This window comes from Novosphingobium sp., assembly GCF_030699305.1.
In the GTDB taxonomy this organism is placed as follows: domain Bacteria; phylum Pseudomonadota; class Alphaproteobacteria; order Sphingomonadales; family Sphingomonadaceae; genus Novosphingobium.
The window spans coordinates 77,490-97,076 of sequence record NZ_JAUYNB010000006.1; the positions used below are offsets into that span (position 1 = coordinate 77,490).

At 66.0% G+C, this 19,587-nt stretch carries 17 protein-coding genes; 6 read left to right on the forward strand and 11 right to left on the reverse strand.

The features are described from left to right. Nucleotides 1-8: 8 nt before the first annotated feature. The 5 genes from Q8Q53_RS01285 to Q8Q53_RS01305 form a co-directional block, all read right to left on the reverse strand. Nucleotides 9-761 carry a TIGR02186 family protein gene (locus Q8Q53_RS01285; protein WP_305699934.1) on the reverse strand — a complete coding sequence of 251 codons (753 nt, stop codon included), beginning with the start codon at nucleotides 759-761 and terminating at the stop codon, nucleotides 9-11. Next, nucleotides 758-1,672, reverse strand: a complete 915-nt coding sequence (locus Q8Q53_RS01290) for a sulfite exporter TauE/SafE family protein (protein ID WP_305699935.1) — start codon at nucleotides 1,670-1,672, stop codon at nucleotides 758-760. The genes Q8Q53_RS01285 and Q8Q53_RS01290 overlap by 4 nt, the downstream gene beginning before the upstream one ends. A gap of 85 nt (nucleotides 1,673-1,757) precedes the next feature. Continuing rightward, a complete protein-coding gene (locus Q8Q53_RS01295) occupies nucleotides 1,758-2,147 on the reverse strand; it encodes a hypothetical protein (protein WP_305699936.1) in 390 nt (129 codons plus the stop codon). Beyond that, a complete protein-coding gene (locus Q8Q53_RS01300; protein ID WP_305699937.1) occupies nucleotides 2,144-3,571 on the reverse strand; it encodes a glycosyl transferase family protein in 1,428 nt (475 codons plus the stop codon). The genes Q8Q53_RS01295 and Q8Q53_RS01300 overlap by 4 nt, the downstream gene beginning before the upstream one ends. Nucleotides 3,572-3,678: 107 nt before the next feature. After that, entirely contained in the window at nucleotides 3,679-4,080 is a 402-nt protein-coding gene (locus tag Q8Q53_RS01305; RefSeq protein WP_305699938.1) for a hypothetical protein, read from the reverse strand. Between the two features lie 218 nt (nucleotides 4,081-4,298). Between Q8Q53_RS01305 and Q8Q53_RS01310 the strand changes: the two genes are divergently transcribed. From Q8Q53_RS01310 to Q8Q53_RS01320, 3 genes are all read left to right on the forward strand, one after another. Then, the gene (locus Q8Q53_RS01310; RefSeq protein ID WP_305699939.1) at nucleotides 4,299-6,173 is read left to right on the forward strand and encodes a TadE/TadG family type IV pilus assembly protein; all 1,875 of its coding nucleotides are present in this window, start codon (nucleotides 4,299-4,301) and stop codon (nucleotides 6,171-6,173) included. Nucleotides 6,174-6,228: 55 nt separating this feature from the next. Continuing rightward, nucleotides 6,229-7,419 carry a Na+/H+ antiporter NhaA gene (gene nhaA / locus Q8Q53_RS01315; protein ID WP_305699940.1) on the forward strand — a complete coding sequence of 397 codons (1,191 nt, stop codon included), beginning with the start codon at nucleotides 6,229-6,231 and terminating at the stop codon, nucleotides 7,417-7,419. A 172-nt stretch (nucleotides 7,420-7,591) separates the two neighbouring features. Beyond that, a complete protein-coding gene (locus Q8Q53_RS01320; protein WP_305699941.1) occupies nucleotides 7,592-9,619 on the forward strand; it encodes a DEAD/DEAH box helicase in 2,028 nt (675 codons plus the stop codon). 19 nt (nucleotides 9,620-9,638) lie between these two features. Here the strand turns inward: Q8Q53_RS01320 and Q8Q53_RS01325 are convergent, their stop codons facing one another. From Q8Q53_RS01325 to Q8Q53_RS01350, 6 genes are all read right to left on the reverse strand, one after another. Then, entirely contained in the window at nucleotides 9,639-10,100 is a 462-nt protein-coding gene (locus Q8Q53_RS01325; RefSeq protein WP_305699942.1) for a GreA/GreB family elongation factor, read from the reverse strand. After that, the gene (locus Q8Q53_RS01330; RefSeq protein WP_305699943.1) at nucleotides 10,097-11,983 is read right to left on the reverse strand and encodes an ABC-F family ATP-binding cassette domain-containing protein; all 1,887 of its coding nucleotides are present in this window, start codon (nucleotides 11,981-11,983) and stop codon (nucleotides 10,097-10,099) included. Before Q8Q53_RS01330 ends, Q8Q53_RS01325 begins: the two co-directional genes overlap by 4 nt. Before the next feature lie 57 nt (nucleotides 11,984-12,040). After that, nucleotides 12,041-13,195: an acyl-CoA dehydrogenase family protein gene (locus Q8Q53_RS01335; RefSeq protein ID WP_305699944.1), complete on the reverse strand. Its 1,155-nt coding sequence runs from the start codon at nucleotides 13,193-13,195 to the stop codon at nucleotides 12,041-12,043. Nucleotides 13,196-13,208: 13 nt separating this feature from the next. Next, nucleotides 13,209-13,946 carry a helix-turn-helix domain-containing protein gene (locus tag Q8Q53_RS01340; RefSeq protein ID WP_305699945.1) on the reverse strand — a complete coding sequence of 246 codons (738 nt, stop codon included), beginning with the start codon at nucleotides 13,944-13,946 and terminating at the stop codon, nucleotides 13,209-13,211. Between the two features lie 75 nt (nucleotides 13,947-14,021). Then, a complete protein-coding gene (locus Q8Q53_RS01345; RefSeq protein WP_305699946.1) occupies nucleotides 14,022-14,582 on the reverse strand; it encodes a YqgE/AlgH family protein in 561 nt (186 codons plus the stop codon). Between the two features lie 65 nt (nucleotides 14,583-14,647). After that, entirely contained in the window at nucleotides 14,648-16,132 is a 1,485-nt protein-coding gene (locus tag Q8Q53_RS01350) for an AMP-binding protein (protein WP_305699947.1), read from the reverse strand. A 196-nt stretch (nucleotides 16,133-16,328) separates the two neighbouring features. On the opposite strand from Q8Q53_RS01350, the gene Q8Q53_RS01355 reads away from it, so the two are divergent. The 3 genes from Q8Q53_RS01355 (at nucleotide 16,329) to Q8Q53_RS01365 (ending at nucleotide 19,542) form a co-directional block, all read left to right on the forward strand. Further along, a complete protein-coding gene (locus tag Q8Q53_RS01355; RefSeq protein WP_305699948.1) occupies nucleotides 16,329-17,843 on the forward strand; it encodes an aldehyde dehydrogenase family protein in 1,515 nt (504 codons plus the stop codon). Nucleotides 17,844-17,912: 69 nt separating this feature from the next. Beyond that, complete coding sequence (locus tag Q8Q53_RS01360; RefSeq protein ID WP_305699949.1) at nucleotides 17,913-18,785, forward strand: amidohydrolase family protein; 873 nt, start codon at nucleotides 17,913-17,915, stop codon at nucleotides 18,783-18,785. Nucleotides 18,786-18,795: 10 nt separating this feature from the next. Further along, nucleotides 18,796-19,542, forward strand: coding sequence for an SDR family NAD(P)-dependent oxidoreductase (locus Q8Q53_RS01365; RefSeq protein WP_305699950.1), 747 nt, complete (start codon nucleotides 18,796-18,798; stop codon nucleotides 19,540-19,542). Nucleotides 19,543-19,587: the final 45 nt, after the last annotated feature.

A 19,587-nucleotide genomic window follows, 5' to 3' on the forward strand; every position in this document is an offset into this window, starting at 1 on the left:
GAACGGTATCAGACCAGCGCAAACAGCCGCCCGGCCAACCAGCCCATCAGGATCGAGATCGCCACTGCCAGCAGCCCGTAAAAGAACCCATACAGCTCGGCAAACTGGGCGGTTGCGCGTTCAAAACCCAGCTTTTTCACTTCGACGCGGCTGATCGCGGACGCCACCACCCGGCCTTTGGAAATGGCGAACGTTTCTGCGGTATAGCTGCCGGTCTGCACGCTGGAGGGCAGCGCGATGCGGGCCTGATACAGCACCTGTTCGCTGACGCTGACCCCGCGCGGGCTTTCCCGGTACAGCCCTTCGCGCTGCATCAGATCGACCAGCCCGGCGGAAAACCGCGCCTGTTCCGCCGGATCGTAAGCCCCGATCGGGGACAGTTGCACCCACGGCAGCCCGAGTTCATAAATCGCGGCGGTCTTGTCATCGACAATCTGCTTGATCGGGCGTGACGAGGCCACGGCAAAGAACGTCGGGGCCGAGCGGAACTCGGTATTGTCGGCGTTGACCCAGATGCCCGCGATCCGCCGCTTTTCGCGCAGGATGATCGACCGGGTCGGCCCTTTCAGTACCACGACGATATCGTAATCCTGGCCTGCGCGGGTGCCGTCCGGGGTCAGGATCGCGCCGAACAGCAGTAATTCGGTCCCGGTGAAGCCCTGCCGCACCTGGATTTCATGCTGGGACACTTCGGGCACCAGGATCGGATCGCGCGCGCCGGTCAACGCCAACAGCGCGAGCAGGGCCAGCCAGATCCTCACAGCGCTTCCACTGTATAGATCTCGTCCGGACGCCAGCCGAGCCCCAGCGCCATCGACAGCGCGATCAGCAGGACCAGCGATGCCAGCACCAACCGCAGCCTTGCGGCGGGCAGCCGTTCGGCCAGCTGCGCCCCGATCTGCGCGCCCGATACCGAACCGATCAGCAGCAGCACCGCCAGGACGATGTCGACCGCCTTGGTGGTCAGCGCGTGCATCATCGTGGTGGCCATCGTCACGAACAGGATCTGGAACAGCGATGTCCCGACCACCACGTTCGCGCTCATCCCCAGGATGTAGAGCATTGCCGGGACCAGCACGAACCCGCCGCCGATCCCCATCAGCATGGTCAGCACACCGGTGAACACCCCCAGCAGCAGCGGCGCCAGCGGCGAGATGTACAGCCCGGACCGGTAGAACCGCCAGCGTAGCGGCAGGCTGGCCACCATCGGATGATGGCGCCGCTTGCGCGCGGGCAGCGCCGCACCGGTGCGCTGCGCGCGCAGCGTCTGCCAGCTTTCGCGCGCCATGATCGATCCGATCCCGCCCAGCAGCACGACGTACAGCAGGTTGATGACCACGTCGATCTGACCCAGCCGTTGCAGCAGGCTGAACAGCCCGGCCCCGATCAGCGTGCCGACGATCCCGCCCGCCACCAGCACGCCGCCCATCTGGTAATCCACCCCGGCCCGGCGTGAATGCGCGAACACGCCGGAAACGCTGGCGCCGGTAACCTGGCTGGCAGCGGAAGCGGCGGCCACGGTGGGGGGGATGCCGTAAAAGATCATCAGCGGCGTGGTCAGAAACCCGCCGCCCACCCCGAACATGCCCGACAGAACCCCCGTCAGCGCCCCCAGCGCGACGATCACCAGGCCGTTAACCGAGAGGTTGGCGATGGGAAGATAGACGTCCATTGTGCTGTTCGGGCCTATCCCTTTCAGCCGCCGGAAGGAAGGCTGCCGTCACCAGAAAGCTGCGAAAAAGCCCGCTTTGCAGTAATTATTCCGCCTTCGCCGCCGGGGTTGCCGACTGCTCTGGCAAAGCGGGCAGGACCGGCGGCGGCGCGACGGCCGCCTGCCACAGCAACTGGTGCCCTTCGGCCAGCCGCAACCGCTCATAATCGGGGGCCGCTGCCGGGGCCGCCACAAAGGGTCGTTGCGGCACAGGCGCTGGCCGCACAGCCGCTTGCCGTTCCGGCGCGGGGCCGGGCGCGGTCATGGCTTGCGCCGCCGGTCTGACCGCTGGCGCTGCCCGCGCAGCGATCACCGGCTCGGGCGCGGGATCATCGCGCAACACCGCGCGGGCACCAACCCATGCCGTCATCACCAGACCCAGCGCAATCAGCGGGTGGCCGCGGCGCAGGCGATTGGGGGGACGCTGCCGCTTCACGCCCGCACCTTGGCCATCTCCGTCGCCGCCGGATGAGCGGCATGTTCAGTCTTGTCCCAGACCACCGCGCCCCCGCCCAGCGAGCGGAAATAGGATCCGACCGCACGGCGCGCAGCCATGATCGCAATCACATTGCCCACCGGTACGCGCAGCACCGCCAGCATCCCTTCGGCCAGCCCGTATTCGCGCGTGGTGAACACCAGCCGCGCCGCCAGCCGCCAGCCCAGCCCCAGCAGGCTGAGCGCGACCATCGCCCGTGCCGGGGCCGACAGCGGCACGAACAACGCCTGCCCGCTCCACGCCTCAGCCAGCAGCAGAACACCGTCGATCAGCAGCAGCAGATAGGCCGCGACCAGCACCAGTGCGGTCAGCGGCCCGTGCCGGTCGCGCAGCGCCATCCACAGTTCGACCGGCTGCATCGACCAGCCCAGTCGTTCCCAGCCCTGCAAGGCAATGCCGTGGATCCAGCGGGTCTTCTGCCGCACCGCCTGATCCAGCTGGGCCGGGAAATAGCTGGACGTGGCGACCAGATCCCCGTTCACATCGCGCAGTCGCAGGAACGCACTGCCGCGTCCTTCGGCGGACAGCAGCAGGCCCAGTTCGTAATCTTCGGTCAGGCATTCGGGCGCGAATGGCCCGGCATCAACCTCTCCCCCGGCGCGGCGCCGTTCCGCCAGTCGGGCCAGCGCTGCGCGGGCAAAGCCGCAGCCCACCCCGGCGGCGGGCAGCGCTGCGCCCAGCGCGCCGCGCACGACCAGCGCCTTGGCATGGCTTTCGGTAAACTCATCGGCATAATGCCCGGCGATCCAGCGCGAATGCGCCAGCAGGCCGGGGCGGACCGGCAGTTGCACGAAATCGACCGCACCCAGCGCCGCGTCAATCGCCTGAAGCGCTGCGGCATGGACCATATCTTCGGCATCGTGGAGCACCACCGCGCGAAACCGGCGGCCCTGGCGCTGTTCATCGTCGCACAGCGCGCGGTACAGGCGGTTGAGGCAATCGGCCTTGGTCGTCGGCCCAGCCGCGCCGTGTATCACCAGCCGCACGCGCGGGTCTTGTGCAGCGGCGGCCATCGCGGCGGCCACGGTGTCCGGATCGTTGCGATAGCACCCGATGTAAAGCCGCAGTTCCGGTTGCGGCCAGACGCCGAGCGCGTGGGTGATGGTCGTGCCGATCACGGCCGCTTCGCGATAGGCCGGGATCATCACGGCCACCGGGCCGGTCAGCCGATCCGCCCCATACCCGCGCGCCAGCCGCATGGTCCGCGCCCGCCCGGTCAGCCGCAGCCACAGATAGGACGCATCCATCCCCAGTTCGTCGATCAGTCCGACCGTGAACCAGAAGGCTGCAAAGACCAGCAATTCGTGTTCGACCAGCGCCAGCGCCTTGAACGCTGCCAGCAGCCAGTCTTCTGCCCCCGTCATCCGCGCGTGTATCCCCCCACGGCCCTGTGCCTGAAGGGCAGCCTAAAGCTTATCCACAGCGGTTGCAACGCACGTTGGCGCGCTGATTGGTCGGCCTTTCCAGGCGTTCAATCGCCGCCAGCCGGGGCGCCAGAGCGGATCCGCGATTGTTCGACCAGATGGCGCAATTGCGCAGGTGTCGGCCTGGCCGCAGCGGCGGTCTGCCCGGCCGGTCCGGGCAGGTTGGTTCCCGGCGGCAAGGGCGGCGCATCGGCTGAGCCGGTGTTCGCCGGGGCCGGTTGCGCCGGTTCGGCCAGTTCCGCAGTTTCGTCAAACCCGCCCGGCTGCGGGTCAGGCCCGGCTGCCGCTGCCGCGCGGTCGGGCGCCCTGGATGCGGGCAGCTGGATCGCCGCGCCATCGCGGTCGCCGCTGCCGAACAGCGCGACCAGCACGGCCAGCCCCACCGCCAGCATCGCGACCTTGCGATACAGCGTTCCCGATACCAGCGGAATTTTCGGTGCCCGGCGCATGGCAACAGGTTAACGCGCATTCGTTAACGGAGTTTGCCTGTATAATTGCGGGCAAGGGGGCGGGGTGGCGACAGTTAAACCGGGCAACTGCGCGAACCAGGGTGACGGACTGTAAACCATTTCCATTCACGGGTTTTAACGACGGGACGGCGTATACCCCGAGCGCTATTCCGCCAGACAGGACGCCAACCCGCGTGAACCCCGCCTTTCCCGCAGCCGTGTCAAAGCTGCCCCGCATTCTGCGGCGGCTGCGGCGCGACCGCCGTGGGAACACGCTGGCGATGATCGCGGCGGGGGTGTTTCCGCTGCTGGCGCTGGTTGGCGGGGCGATCGACATGGGCCGCGGCTATCTGGCCGAAACCCGATTGCAGCAGGCCTGCGATTCCGGCGTTCTGGCCGCGCGCAAGAAGCTCGGCACGGGCACCGTCATTGCGGGCACAAGCAATCCCGACGTCACCAATGTCGGGCAGCGCTTTTTCGACGTGAACTACGCCGACGGGGCCTATGGCACCGAAAACCGCGACTTCACGATGGTGGTCAACCCCGATACCACGATCGATGGCGCGGCCAGTGTCGATGTGCCGACGACGATCATGAACCTGTTCGGCTATGACCGGTTGGAACTGCGCGTGACGTGCGGGGCCAAGCTTGATTCATCGAACACCGATGTCATGCTGGTGCTGGACGTGACAGGTTCGATGAATGAAACCAACCCCGGCGATTCCACCGCCCGGATTGAGATCCTGAAGGGCGTGATTCAGGAATTTCATACCCAGCTGGAAGAAAACAGGCAGGCCAGCGCCCGCATCCGCTATGGCTTTCTGCCCTATTCGACCAACGTCAATGTTGGCCACCTGCTGAAGGACGAATGGGTCACCACCCAGTGGAAATATCAATCGCGGCGGATGCTGGGGTCAGGCAAGACGTCCGGGTATTATACGTCGTGGACCGCCTCTTCCCCGATTTCGGGGACGGTCAATCGGACGGTGGCATCGACTTATGCCGCAACGTTGTCGGGCGGGGTCTATACCTGCCCGACAGTGCCCGCGAACACGGTGACATCCAATACCGTGCTCGTTTCCAGCACCACCGAAGCTTATGCCGGGCCTCCGGCCGGAACGCTGTATCGGTATACCTATCAGCGCACCCGCAACGGCAACGTGTACAATGTGTCGTTATCGGGCAGCACCTGCACGGTGAACCAGGAAGCCTATTCCAGCTACATCGACACCTATCAGTATTTCCAGACCCCGGCGCTGCTGACCGGCACCAACTGGCAGTACAGTCAGGAAACCGTCGATGTCAGCGCGTGGCGTACCGGTTCCAACGGCTGCATCGAGGAACGCGACACCTACATCATCGACGATTACGACAATGTCGATCTGACCCGCGCGCTGGATCTGGACATCGACCTGCTCCCGACGGCCGGTGACAGCCGGACCCAATGGCGCCCGCAGTATCCCAAACTGATCTTTGGCCGCGCCAAAAAGTGGGACAACACCGGCAACTTCGATCTGGCGAGCGCCGCGACCAACGCCGAATATATCGCCCCGTGGGTGGCCAACACCGCCGCCTGCCCGACCCCGGCGCGCGCGCTGGCCGAAATGGACGACCAGGCCGTGTCGGATTACGCCGCCACACTGAAAGCGGGCGGCAGCACCTATCACGATATCGGCATGATCTGGGGCGCGCGGATGCTGTCGCCGACCGGACCGTTCGCGACTGAAAACGCCGGTCCGGCCGACGGTCGCCCGACCAGCCGGAACATCGTGTTCCTGACCGACGGCCAGACCTCGGCGCTGGACATCAGCTATTCCAGTTACGGCTTCGAACCGCTCGACCGGCGGCGCTGGCAACCCGGCTCGGCGCTGTCGCTGACCCAGACGATCGAACAGCGCTTCAGCTTTGCCTGCAAGGAAGCCAAGAAAAAGAACATCACCGTCTGGATCGTGGCGTTCGGCACCGCGCTGAACCCGATCATGGAAGAATGCGCCGGTCCCGGTAAAGCATTCCAGGCCAACGACAGCGATGAATTGACCGAAGCGTTCGCCAAAATCGCCAACTCGATGAGCGACCTGCGCCTGACCCTGTGACGGTGCTGTGCGGTTTTTGTTGCAACGCAGCGCCACATCGGCGAATCCCGGCGGCATGACTGCACGCCGCCACCCGTTCGAACCGCTCGCCACGCTTGCCACTCGTCTCTTCGGCGGTGAGGCCGGCGCCGGCATCCTCCTGATCGTCATCGCGATTGCCGCGATGATCGTGGCCAATTCGCCGCTGGCGGATGGGTATCACACGCTGTTCCACGGCACCCTGCCGTGGACCCCGCTGCCCAAGCTGAACACGCTGCATCTGTGGATCAACGATGCCCTGATGGCGATGTTCTTCTTCGTGGTCGGGCTGGAAATCAAGCGCGAGGTGATCGACGGCGAACTGTCTTCCCCCGCGCGCCGCCGACTGCCGGTGCTGGCCGCAATCGCGGGGATGGCGGTTCCCGCGCTGGTCTATCTGCTGGTTGCGGGCGGGACCAAGGAACTGCAAGGCGGCTGGGCCATTCCCGCCGCGACCGACATTGCCTTTGCGCTGGGTGTGCTGGGATTGCTGGGCAAACGCGCGCCCGCATCGCTGCGGTTGTTCCTGCTGACGGTCGCGATTGTCGATGATCTGGGGGCGGTCACGATCATCGCGCTGTTCTATACGTCCGGGCTGAAGCTGGTCTGGCTGGGCTGGGCAGCGGCGGCGCTGGCCGGGCTGATCGCGCTCAACCGCACAGGGGTGACGCGCGGCTGGCCTTATCTGCTGCTGGGCGGCCTGCTGTGGTATGCCGTGCTCCATTCCGGCGTCCATGCCACAGTCGCGGGCGTGCTGGCCGCACTGTGCGTGCCAATGCGGCTCGATAGCCGCGGTGACAGCCTGTTGCTGCGGATGGAGCATGCGCTCGCGCCGATCAGCGCCTACTTCATCGTGCCGGTGTTCGGGTTTGCCAATGCCGGGGTCGCCTTCGCGGGCCTTGGGATGGACGAGATTCTGGCCCCGTTGCCGATCGGCGTCGCGCTGGGGCTGTTCGTCGGCAAACAGGTTGGCATCATGGGCGCAATCGTGCTGGCAGACCGCACCGGACTGGCGCAGCGCCCCGCAGGGGCCAGCTGGCAGCAACTGTGGGGCATGTCGCTGCTGTGCGGGATCGGCTTCACGATGAGCCTGTTTATCGGCCAGTTGGCGTTCCCCAATAGCGCGCTGCTGGTGGAGGAAGCCAAGATCGGCGTATTGGCCGGATCGCTGCTGTCCGCGCTGCTGGGCTATGCGCTGCTGCGCACCGCCCCGCAGCGCGCTCCTTAGGCTCAGGACAAACGACTCGCCAAGCCGGAGAAACCCGGCTAGGCGGCGTTCGCACCTGCGGTATGACCGCCCTGCGCGAAAGTGCAGGCCAAACGCGGTGCAAGGCTGTATGCTAACCCCATTCGACAGCTTCCAGACTTATGCAGGCCATGCCTGCTGACTTGCGAGATATATGACTTTTATTGGCATTCCCGACGCTCTGAGCCAGGCATTGTCCGGCCATGGCTATACCGCCCTCACCCCGGTTCAGTCGGCGGTCCTCGAAGATGAAGCACGCGGCCGCGACATGGTGGTTTCCGCCCAGACCGGCTCTGGCAAGACCGTCGCGTTCGGGCTGGCGATGGCCACCGAACTGCTCGACGAAAACGGCGCATTGCCCCCGGCTGGCGCACCGCTGGCGCTGGTGATCGCGCCGACGCGCGAACTGGCGCTGCAGGTCGCGCGCGAACTGGACTGGCTCTATGCCGGGACCGGCGCCAAGATCGCCGCCTGCGTTGGCGGGATGGACCCGCAGCGCGAACGCCGCACGCTGAACCATGGCGCGCATCTGGTGATCGGCACGCCGGGCCGCCTGCGCGACCACCTGGAACGCGGCGCGCTGCAACTGTCGAGCCTGCGCACCATCGTGCTCGATGAAGCGGACGAAATGCTCGACATGGGCTTCCGCGAAGACCTTGAAGAAATCCTCGATGCGACGCCGGAAGGCCGCCGCACGCTGCTGTTCTCAGCGACGATGCCCAAGCCGATTGTCGCGCTGGCCCGCCGTTACCAGAACGATGCGCTGCGCATTTCAACCGTCGGCGAAGATCGCGGCCACGGTGATATCAGCTATCAGGCCGTGACCGTTGCTCCGGCGGACATCGAATCCGCGGTGGTCAACCTGCTGCGCCTGCACGAAGCGGAAACCGCGATCCTGTTCTGCGCCACGCGCGACAACGTCCGCCGGCTCCACGCCACGCTGCAGGAACGCGGCTTCGCGGTCGTCGCGCTGTCGGGTGAGCATAGCCAGAACGAGCGCAACAACGCGCTGCAAGCGCTGCGCGATCGCCGCGCCCGCGTCTGCGTGGCAACCGACGTGGCCGCACGCGGGATCGATCTGCCGTCGATCACGCTGGTCGTGCACGTTGAAATTCCGCGCGATGCCGAAACGTTGCAGCACCGTTCGGGCCGCACCGGCCGCGCCGGCAAGAAAGGCACTGCCGTGCTGATCGTGCCGTTCCCGCGCCGCCGCCGGGTCGAAATGATGCTGCGCGGCGCGCGCATCCCGGCCGAATGGGTTGAAGCACCGACGCCTGAATCGATCCGCGCGGCGGACCGTGAACGGCTGATGGAAAAGCTGCTGGAACAGGTCGAAAACGATCCGGACGATCTGGAGATCGCCCGCAACCTGCTGGAACAGCGCAGCGCCGAAGACCTCGCCGTGGCGCTGGTCCGGTCCTACCGCGCCTCGCTGCCGCAGCCGGAAGAACTGATCGCCGGTTCGCCCGACGCCCAGCGCGCCGCGCAGATGGACAAGCATCGTCCCGGCTTTGATGACATCATCTGGTTCAAGATGGACGTGGGCCGCCGCCAGAACGCCGATGCCCGCTGGATTCTGCCGGTGCTGTGCCGCCGTGGGCACATCACCCGCAACGAAATCGGTGCGATCCGGATTGCCGCCAACGAAACCCACTTCCAGATCCCGCGCGCAATCGCCGACCGCTTCCTGCAAGCCGTCGCCCGCACCGCCGATCAGGATGGCGAGGACGAAAGCGGCATCCGCATCATCGCGTCGGATGACAGCCCCCGCGAAATGGCGCGGGGCAACCGCGAGGCTGGCCCGCGCGAAGGCACCAGCCGCGACCGCCCGGCCCGCGACGCCTGGCCGCGTGACAATCCGGCCCGTGAACACGCCCCGCGCGAACACACTCCGCGGGATCGCGCACCGCGCGAGCATACCCCGCGTGAATACACCCCGCGCGAACAGCACGCACCGCGTGAGCACGCACCGCGCGAGCAGGCCCCCCGTGAATACACGCCGCGCGAATATACCCCGCGCGAACAGGCCCCGCGCGATCCGGCTGCACCGCGCAAACAACTGGCTCCGCGTCCGAAAGGCGACCGTCCGCATGTCGATCGTCCCAAGCCCCACGGCAAAGGTCGCGCCGGTCCGGGCGGAAACTTCCGCAAGGGGCCGCCGCGCAAAGGCCCGCGTCCCTGACGTCAATGTGGCCTGATCGTCAGATCGGCCGGATCGCCGTCACTTCTATGGCATCCGGCTGGCCGCCGAAATCGGCCAGGTCACCCGGCTCGCAGCCCAGCAAGGCGCGGGCCAGCGGCGCGGTAAAGGCAATCCGCCCGGCGCCCGCATCGGCCTCGTCATGCCCGACGATCTCCAGCGCGCGGGCCGCGCCGTTCAGGGTGAAGTCGACCCGGCAGCCGAACGCGGCCACCGCGCCGTCCGGCACCGGAGCCAACTGCGCCGTCACCAGCCGCTGCTGGATATAGCGCAAGTCCCGCCGCGCCGCGTTCAGCGCGGTTTCCTCGGTCAGGGTCACCGCCAGCGCGGCCAGTTCCCCGGCCCGCGCTTTCAGCAAATCCAGCCCGCGCGCCGTTACCAGGTTCGGCCCCGGCGCGATCGGCACTTCGAACTTGGGTTCAAGGTGCTCCTCATCCCCGTCGCGGCGAAAGGCAACACTCATGCCGCTGCGGCCTGCGCGGTTTCCATCGCCTCGCCCGCAGCCAGCCAGGCGAGTTCAGCCGCTTCCAGTTCTGCCGCCACCTGACCGCGCCGGATGGACAGTTCGCTCATCTTCAGTTTGGCCAGATCGGCGCGGGCGCTGGCAGGATCGAACATGGCGCGGTCAAGCTCGCTCAGCAGCGTCTGTGCCTTCGTCAGAAGCGCCTCAGCCTCGGTCACCTGCTTCTTGAGCGTGCGCAGTTCCTCACGCGCCTGGGCGGTGGCGCGGCGATCTTTCTTCGCGCCCTTGCCCTTGCCGTCACCATTCCCGTCGCGCGGCTGGTTCCGGCCCAGCACGAAGTCGATGTAATCCTCGATACTGCCAGGATATTCCTTCGCCGTCCCGTCATCGACCAGCACCAGCCGGTCAGCGGTCAGTTCGACCATGTGCCGGTCATGGCTGATCAGGATCACCGCGCCGGTATACGTATTGAGCGCCTGCACCAGCGCCTCACGCGCATCGACGTCAAGGTGGTTGGTCGGTTCGTCCAGGATCAGCAGGTGCGGCGCGTCGCGCGTCACCAGCGCCAGCGCCAGCCGTGCGCGTTCACCGCCCGAAAGCGTGCCGACCTGCGCGGTTGCGCGGTTGCCGGAAAAGCCGAACCGGCCCAGCTGCGCTCGCACGGCGGCCGGGGTCTTGCCGTCCATCGCGCGGGTCATGTGTTCCAGCGGGGTCGCGTCGCCGGCCAGTTCTTCCACCTGATACTGCGTGAAATAGCCGATCTGCATCTTGCCGGTCGCGGTCATTGCCCCTTCCATCGGGGTCAGCTGCGCGGCCAGCAGGCGGGCGAGCGTGGTCTTGCCGTTGCCGTTGCGGCCCAGCAGCGCGATCCGGTCATCCGGATCGATCCGCAGGTTCAGCCGCCGCAGGATCGGCGTATCCGCCGCATAGCCGACCGCTGCCAGATCGAGCGTTATCAGCGGCGGGCGCAGCTCGCTGGGATTGGGAAAATCGAACGCCAGCGACGGATCCTCGATCAGCGCGGTGATCGGCTGCATCTTGGCCAGCATCTTCGCGCGGGACTGGGCCTGCTTGGCGGTAGAGGCGCGGGCGCTGTTGCGCGCGACATAATCCTGTAACTTCGCCCGCTGCGCATCCTGAGATACCTTTGCGGCGGCCAGCTGCGCCGCGCGTTCGGCGCGCTGCCGTTCAAAGCTGTCATAGCTACCGGGATAGAGCGTCAGCTTGCCGCCCTGCAGGTGCAGGATATGATCGACCACGTTGTTCAGCAGGTCGCGTTCGTGGCTGATCACGATCAGCGTGCCGGGGTAGGACTTCAGGAAGTTTTCCAGCCACAGCGTCGCTTCCAGATCAAGGTGGTTCGACGGTTCGTCGAGCAACAGCACATCGGGCGCGGAAAACAGCAGCGCGGCCAGCGCGACCCGCATTTTCCAGCCGCCCGAAAAGCTGTCGAGCGGCTGGCCCTGCATCTCCTCGTCAAACCCCAGCCCGATCAGGATGCGCGCGGCGCGCGACGGGGCGCTGTAGGCATCGATCGCCAGCAGCCGTTCATGGACATCGCCCAGCCGGTCCGGATCGTGGCAGGTTTCGGATTCTTCGAGCAGCGCCAGCCGCTCCGCATCGGCGGCCAGCACCGTGTCGAACGGGGTCGAGGTGCCGCTGGGGGCTTCCTGCGCGATATAGCCCAGCCGCATCCCGCGCGGCATGTCGATATCGCCGTCGTCCAGCTCAAGCTCGCCGATGATCGCCTTGACCAGCGTGGACTTGCCCGCGCCGTTGCGGCCGATCAGGCCCACTTTGCCGCGCGGGGGGATCGACGCACTCGCGTGGTCGATGATTTCGCGCCCACCAAGGCGCACGGTAACATTCTGGATCGTCAACATGGCCGCGCGCCTAGCAGGTGCGCGGCCAAAGCCCAAGCCGCCTGTCGCCCCCGGTCATCAGAAGCTTTTCGGCATCCCCAGCACATGGGTGCCGACATGGCTGAGGATCAGGTTCGTCGAAATCGGCGCAACCTGATAAAGCCGGGTTTCACGGAACTTGCGCTCGATGTCGTATTCCTCGGCAAAGCCGAATCCGCCGTGGGTCTGGATGCACATATCGGCGGCGAACCAGCTGGCCTCGGACGCGACCATCTTGGCCATGTTGGCTTCCGTGCCGCAAGGCTGACCAGCTTCGAACTTGGCCGCTGCATCGGCCACCACCAGATCGGCAGCGGTCATCTGGACATAGGCGCGCGCAATCGGGAACTGCACACCCTGATTCTGCCCGATCGGACGGCCAAACACGCTGCGATCCTTGGCATAGGCCGAGGCGCGGTCGATAAAGAACTTCGCGTCGCCGATGCATTCCGCCGCGATCAGGATGCGTTCGGCGTTCATGCCGGACAGGATATAGCGAAACCCCTTGCCCTCTTCCCCGATCAGGTTCTCCACCGGCACTTTCAGGTCGTCGAAGAACAGTTCGGTCGTCGCGTGGTTCAGCATGGTGCGGATCGGGCGGATCGTCAGCCCGTTGCCGACCGCTTCGCGCATGTCGACCAGCAGCACGCTCATCCCGTCGGACGAACGCTCGCACTCCTCACGCGCGGTGGTGCGGCACAACAGGACCATCAGGTCGGAATGTTCCGCGCGGCTGATCCAGATCTTCTGCCCGCTGACCACATAGTGATCGCCTTCGCGCCGGGCGAAGGTGCGGATCCGGGTGGTGTCGGTTCCTGCCGTCGGTTCGGTCACGCCAAAGGCCTGGAGCCGCAGCGAGCCATCCGCGACGGCGGGCAGGTACTTGGCCTTCTGTTCCGCATTGCCGTGCTTCAGCACGGTCCCCATCGTATACATCTGGGCATGGCACGCGCCGCCATTGCAGCCAGAGCGGTGGATTTCCTCAAGGATCGCGGTCGCCGCGCCCAGCCCCAGCCCCGATCCGCCGAATTCTTCCGGGATCAGGACCGACAGGAACCCGGCCTTGGTCAGCGCCTGGACGAATTCGGTCGGATAGGTCCGGTCACGGTCGAGGCCCTGCCAGTAGCTGCCGGGAAAATCGGCGCAGAGACGGCGCACGGCATCGCGGATTTCGGGAAAGGTTTCGTCGCTCATCAGGTCAGTCCTCTTAAGGTTCGGTGCCGATTGCGGCGGCCAGTTCGCGTAAAGCCCGTCCCAGCGCGCGGATATGTTCACCCTCGCGCGAACCGGCGAAAATTGAAGTCGACAGGCAAAAGGCAATCGGTTCGCCCGGCACGATGCAGGCGATCGAACAGATGCCGGCGTGGCCAAAACCATCGTCCACCGCATAGCCCGATGCCACCGCCGCACCGACCTGCACCGCATAGGCCGGGAAATCGAGCGGGCGCTGCCAGCGCAGCGCGCCATAGCGGCGGGCCAGTTCGCCCTCATCAATCCGCTGCGCCGCCGCCAGCGCGCGGCCTGTGCTGCCGCCGCCAATCGGCTGGCGCTGACCCACGGCCATGTGAATGCGCGTGCTGGATGTGCTTTCGCCCAGCGCGACCAGTTCCAGCCGCTCGCGCCGGTCGAGCCGCCACAGCCCGGTGGTGGCGTCATGGCCTTGCGCGAACCGGTCGAGCAGCGGCTGGGCGCGGGCGATCACGCGGGCCTGCGCGGTATCGAGCAGGGCAGCCAGTCCGGCCCAACCGGCAGCGAGGCGATAGCGCTTGCCATTTTCGGCCTCCAGCGCGCCTTCGGCCACCAGCGTGCGCAGCAGGTTCAGGCAACTGGACAGCGACAGATCGGTCGCGCGGGTGATTTCGGACAGCGTCAACGCACCGCCGTGCTGCGCCAGCAGACGCAGGATCATGAAGGCCTGTGAAATGGAGCGGACGGGACCGGGCATGACCCCTTCCTATTTTTCAAAATGGTGAAATGCAATCCTGCATGTTGAAAAAATCAGGCCTGCATGCTGAAAAAATCAGGCGTGCCCGGTGGTGCTGGACAGCAGCGCAGGGTCAACACCTTCGGCCTGCCACGACGCCTTCCAGCGCGCGGTGACGGGCGTGTCGAACACGATGTCAGGATGGCCGATCGCAGCATACCAGCCGTGCCGCTGCATTTCCGTGTCGAGTTGCCCCGGCGCCCACCCGGCATAGCCCAACGCCACAATCCAGCGCTCTGGCCCTTCACCCGCCGCAATGGCTGTGAGCACATCGAGCGAGGCGGAAAGCGCGCCCAGCGGACCGGCCTGGACCGTGCCGGGTCCGTCCCAGTCCGGTGAATGCAGCACGAACCCGCGCTGCGGCTCGACCGGGCCGCCATCGTGGATCACGCAGTCGGGGGCCATGCCGGGGGCAATGCCGACATCTTCCAGCAGTTCATGCAGCCGCAGCCCATGCTTGATCCGGCCCACGCCGATCCCCAGCGCGCCTTGCGCATCGTGGACGCACAGCGCGATCACCGCGTGGTCGAACCGCGGATCGCCCATTCCGGGCATGGCCAGCAGCAGCCGTCCGGCCAGATATTCGGGTGCCATCATGCCCGGCAGACTACCGCGCCGTGCACGAGTCGCCCAAGCGCAATCGCCGCGACTGGTCGCCGCCCTCAATCTCTGGGCAGCAGGTGCTTCTGGACTTTGCCCGATGCGGTGCGCGGGATCGTGTCGGTCAGCACGACGCTGGCGGGCACCTTGAACTTCGCCAGCCGCGCCGTGCAGTGCGCGATGATCTGCTCTGCCGTCAGCGTTTCGCCCGCTTTCACGATGATGAAAGCGCGGCCCACTTCGCCCCACCGTTCGGACGGCACGCCGATCACGGCGGCTTCGGCCACTTCCGGCAGTTCCGCGAGCGCGGCCTCAACCTCAGCCGGATAGACGTTCTCGCCGCCGGAAATGTACATGTCCTTCTTGCGGTCGACGAGAAAGAAAAAGCCGTCCGCGTCCTGGCAGGCCGCGTCGCCGGTCTTGAACCAGCCCTCGTGAAAAGCCTTGGCGGTCAGTTCCGGCTGGTTCCAGTAGCCCTGCGTCACGCTCGGCCCGCGCACCCACAACTCGCCGGTTTCGCCCTGCGCCACATCGTTGCCTTCGTCATCGACAATCCGGGTCTGCACCCCGATCAGCGGCAGGCCGCAGCTGCCGGCCTTTTCCAGCAGGCGCGCTTCGTCCAGCACCGGCATGGCGAAATTCGAACCCGTCTCGCTCATCCCGAAGCCATCGGAAAAGCGGATGCCAGCCTTGGCAAAGCGTTCAACCTGCGCCTTGGGATTGGGCGCGCCGCCAGTGACGTAAAGCTTCAGCCCGTGCAGCTTTTCAGGCGTGAAATCGGGATGCTGCCAGATCACCGTCGCCATCTGCGGGACCGAGAAATAGTGCGTCACGCCCAGGTTGCGGTCGGCCATCCGGGCGATGGTCTTCGCCGGATCGAACCCGGCACTGATCCACACCGTCCCGCCGCACAGGATCGGCACGCGCGCGGCCGCGAACAGACCGGCGGTGTGGAACAGCGGCATGTCGCACAGAAACACGCTGTCATAGCTGACCAGGCTGCCATGGAGGAAATTGGTCGGCCCCCAGAACGCGTTGGCTTCGCTGATCATCACCCCTTTGGGGCGGCCGCTGGTGCCAGAGGTGTAGAGCAGCGTGCTCGGCTCATCCCAGCCGCGCCGGGCGGTGGCCGGTGCGCGGGTGCCGTCCGTGCCCAGCGTTTCCAGATCGGCCAGCAGGTGAAGCGGCGCGGGATAGTCTGGCACGGCAAATTCAGGGTCATGGAAAATCAGGCTGGGCGCGGCATCCGCCATCAACACGGCGATCTCCGCCGTCGCCAGCCGCCAGTTATACGGCACGAACACCGCACCCGCGCGGGTGCAGGCGTGTTGCAGCACGAGCATATTGGGGTGATTGCGGGTCAGGGTCGCCACGCGGCTGCCGCTGCCCGCGCCCAGCTGATCGGCCAGCCATGCCGCCGCCCGGTCAATCGCGCGGTCCAGCTCCGCCCAAGTCCAGCGCCGCCCGGTTTCGCAGCAGCCCACCGCCAGCCGACCCGGCATGGCCGCCGCATGGGTCCGGATCGGATCAATGATGATCGATGACATTGGCTTGCTGCTCCCAGGAATTCGGCGTTTTATCCGTTACCGTGACATAGCCGGAAAAATGCTATGGTCAATAACAATGACTGTGTTAGCCTGAGCAACGAACGGACTTGCGCCGGACTCGATAATTTGTATGCATTGCCTACTAAATCACGTAATGTGAGCGCAACCAGAATCGCCTTTGGAGAGAGGTATCATCATGAACGACATGACCACGATCGACCGCACCCAGCGCGCCTATTCGGCGGCCGCACAGGCTTTCCTGGCGCGCAAGCCCGCCTTGTTCATCAACAATGAATGGGTTTCCTCCAGCCACGACCAGACCATCCCGGTCGAAGATCCCTCGTCCGGCAAGATCATCGGCCATGCCGTCGATGCCTCGGACAAGGATGTGGACCGCGCCGTTGCCGCCGCCCGCGCCGCGTTTGACGATGGCCGCTGGTCGGGCCTGCCGCCGATGGTGCGCGAACGCACGATGATCCGGCTGGCCGACCTGATCGAAGCCAACGCCGATGAACTGGCCGAACTGGAAGCGATCGACAACGGCAAGCCCAAGACGATGGCCGGCGCGGTCGACGTCCCCGGCGCGGCCAGCCACATCCGCTTCATGGCGGGCTGGGCCAGCAAGGTGAACGGCGAAGTCGTATCGCCCTATACCATGCCCGGCGGCACGGTGTTCGGTTACACCACCAAGGAACCGGTTGGGGTTTGCGCGCAGATCGTGCCGTGGAATTTCCCGCTGCTGATGGCCTGCCTGAAGATTGCCCCGGCGCTGGCCGCTGGCTGCACCACGGTGCTGAAACCCGCCGAACAGACCAGCCTGACCGCGCTGCGGCTGGCCGACCTGATCGCCGAAGCGGGGTTCCCGGCCGGCGTCGTCAATATCATCACCGGCAACGGCCACACCGCCGGGGACCGCATGGTCAAGCACCCGGACGTCGACAAGGTCGCCTTCACCGGGTCGACCGAAATCGGCAAGCTGATCAACAAGAACGCCACCGACAGCCTGAAGCGCGTGACGCTGGAACTGGGCGGCAAGTCGCCGGTGGTGATCATGCCCGATGTCGATGTGGCCGCTGTGGCCCCCGGCGCGGCGGGCGCAATCTTCTTCAATTCGGGCCAGGTCTGCGTCGCCGGTTCGCGCATTTACGCGCACCGTTCGATCTTCGACGAAGTGATCGAAGGGATCGCCGCCACCACCCCGTTCTGGGCGCCGCGCGCCAGCCTTGATCCCGAAGCCCACATGGGTCCGCTGGTATCGAAGGAACAGTTCGACCGCGTGATGGGCTATATCGAGGCGGGCAAGCGTGACGGTGCCAGCGTCGCCGTGGGCGGCGATGCCGCCGCATCCGACGGCGGCTATTACGTCAACCCGACCGTGCTGGTCGACGTGAACCCGCAAATGAGCGTGGTGCGCGAGGAAATCTTCGGTCCGGTCGTGGTCGCCCAGCGCTTCGACGACATCGACGAAGTCGCCAAGGCCGCCAACGACACCTGTTTCGGGCTGGGCGCGGGCATCTGGACCAAGGACGTGGCAACGATGCACAAGCTGGCGTCCAGGATCAAATCGGGCACCGTGTGGGGCAACTGCCACGCCGTGATCGATACCGCGCTGCCGTTCGGGGGCTTCAAGGAATCCGGCCTGGGCCGCGAACAGGGCCGTCAGGGCATCGAGGCCTATATGGAAACCAAGACGGTCATCATCCAGCTGTAATCCGGCGCGCGGGGAAGCGCCGACGCGCCGCCCCGCCCCGTCCGCTGCCAATTTTCAAGGAGTACAATCGTGGCAATCGACCTGTCCAAGATCAAAGCCATCGACGTCCACGTCCATGCGGAAGTCAGCTGCCACGATCCCGAAGACCCGGTGATGGGCCAGTTCTTCGATGCCGCCAGCGCCTATTTCAAGGCCCCGCGCGAACGGCCCAAGATGCCGGAAATCGCCGAAATCTACCGCGAACAGCAGATCGCGTTCTGCATGTTCACGGTCGACTGCGAAAGCGGCATCGGGGCCAAGCGCGTGTCGAACTACGAAGTGGCCGAATTCGCCGCAAAGCACGACGACATCTGCATCCCGTTCGCCTCGATCGACCCGCACAAGGGCAAGCTGGGCGCACGCGAGGCCCGCGATCTGGTCGAAAACTGCGGCGTGAAGGGCTTCAAGTTCCATCACATCATGCAGAACATCGAGCCCGCCGCGCAGGTCGGTTACGCGATTTACGAGGTGATCAACGAATACAAGCTGCCCGCGATCTTCCACACCGGCCATTCGGGCATGGGCACGGGGATGCGCGGCGGCGGCGGGGTGCGGCTGAAGTATGGTCAGCCGATGCTGGTCGACGATGTTGCGGTCGATTTCCCCGACATGAAGGTGATCCTCGCCCACCCCAGCTGGCCGTGGGTCGATGAAAGCCTGTCGATGGCGCTGCACAAGGACAACGTGTTCATCGACCTGTCGGGCTGGTCGCCGAAGTATTTCCAGCCGCAAATCATCCAGTATGCCAACACGCAGCTGCGCGGAAAGATGCTGTTCGGCAGCGATTTTCCGCTGATCCACCCGCAAAAGTGGCTCGATGCCGCGCGGCAGGTTGGCTTCAAGGACGAAGTCCTGCCCGGCATCATGAAGGACAACGCCGCGCGCCTGCTGGGTCTGGCCTGAGGCACTCCGCGTGGACTTCACCGGCCGCCATGTCGTCATCACCGGCGCATCCACCGGGATCGGGCGAGCGACGGCGGACCGGATCGCCGAGCTGGGCGGGCGGGTCACGCTGATCGCCCGGAGGGCGGCACTGCTGGAGCAAGCCTGCAAGGAACTGGGCGAAGGCGCGAAATGGGCCGCCGCCGATGTCGGCGACAAGGCCCAGTTGATCGCCGCACTGGACAGCGCCGCCGCGCAGAATGGCCCGATTGACGCGCTGTTCCTCAACGCCGGAACAGGCGGCGCCTTCGCGCCCGTGCAGGACTATGCCGATGATGTGCTCGACGCCGTGCTGGCGGTGAACCTGAAATCGCCGTTCTGGGCCATTGCCAATGTCCTGCCGGGTATGGTGGAGCGCGGGCGCGGCAGCATTCTGGTGACCGGCAGTCTGGCGTCGGAACGCGGGATGGCGGGCAATGTCGGCTATGTCGCGTCCAAGCACGCCGTACTGGGCCTCGCCCGCGCGGTCGCGCTGGAAGCTGCGCCGCACGGCGTGCGCTGCAACTGTATCATCCCCGGCTTCATCGAAACCCCGATGCTGGACACGCTGCCGCCGGATGCGCTGACGACGATGGCCGCCGCCACGCCGCAGGGCCGCACCGGCAAGGCCTGCGAGCTGGCGGACGTCGCCGCTTTCCTGCTGTCCGACCGCGCCAGCCACATCACCGGCCAGTCGCTGGCTGTCGATGGCGGCGTGCTGGGGACATTGAGATTGTAATGAAAAGTCTCCGTTCGTGTCGAGCGAAGTCGAGACACATCTGCG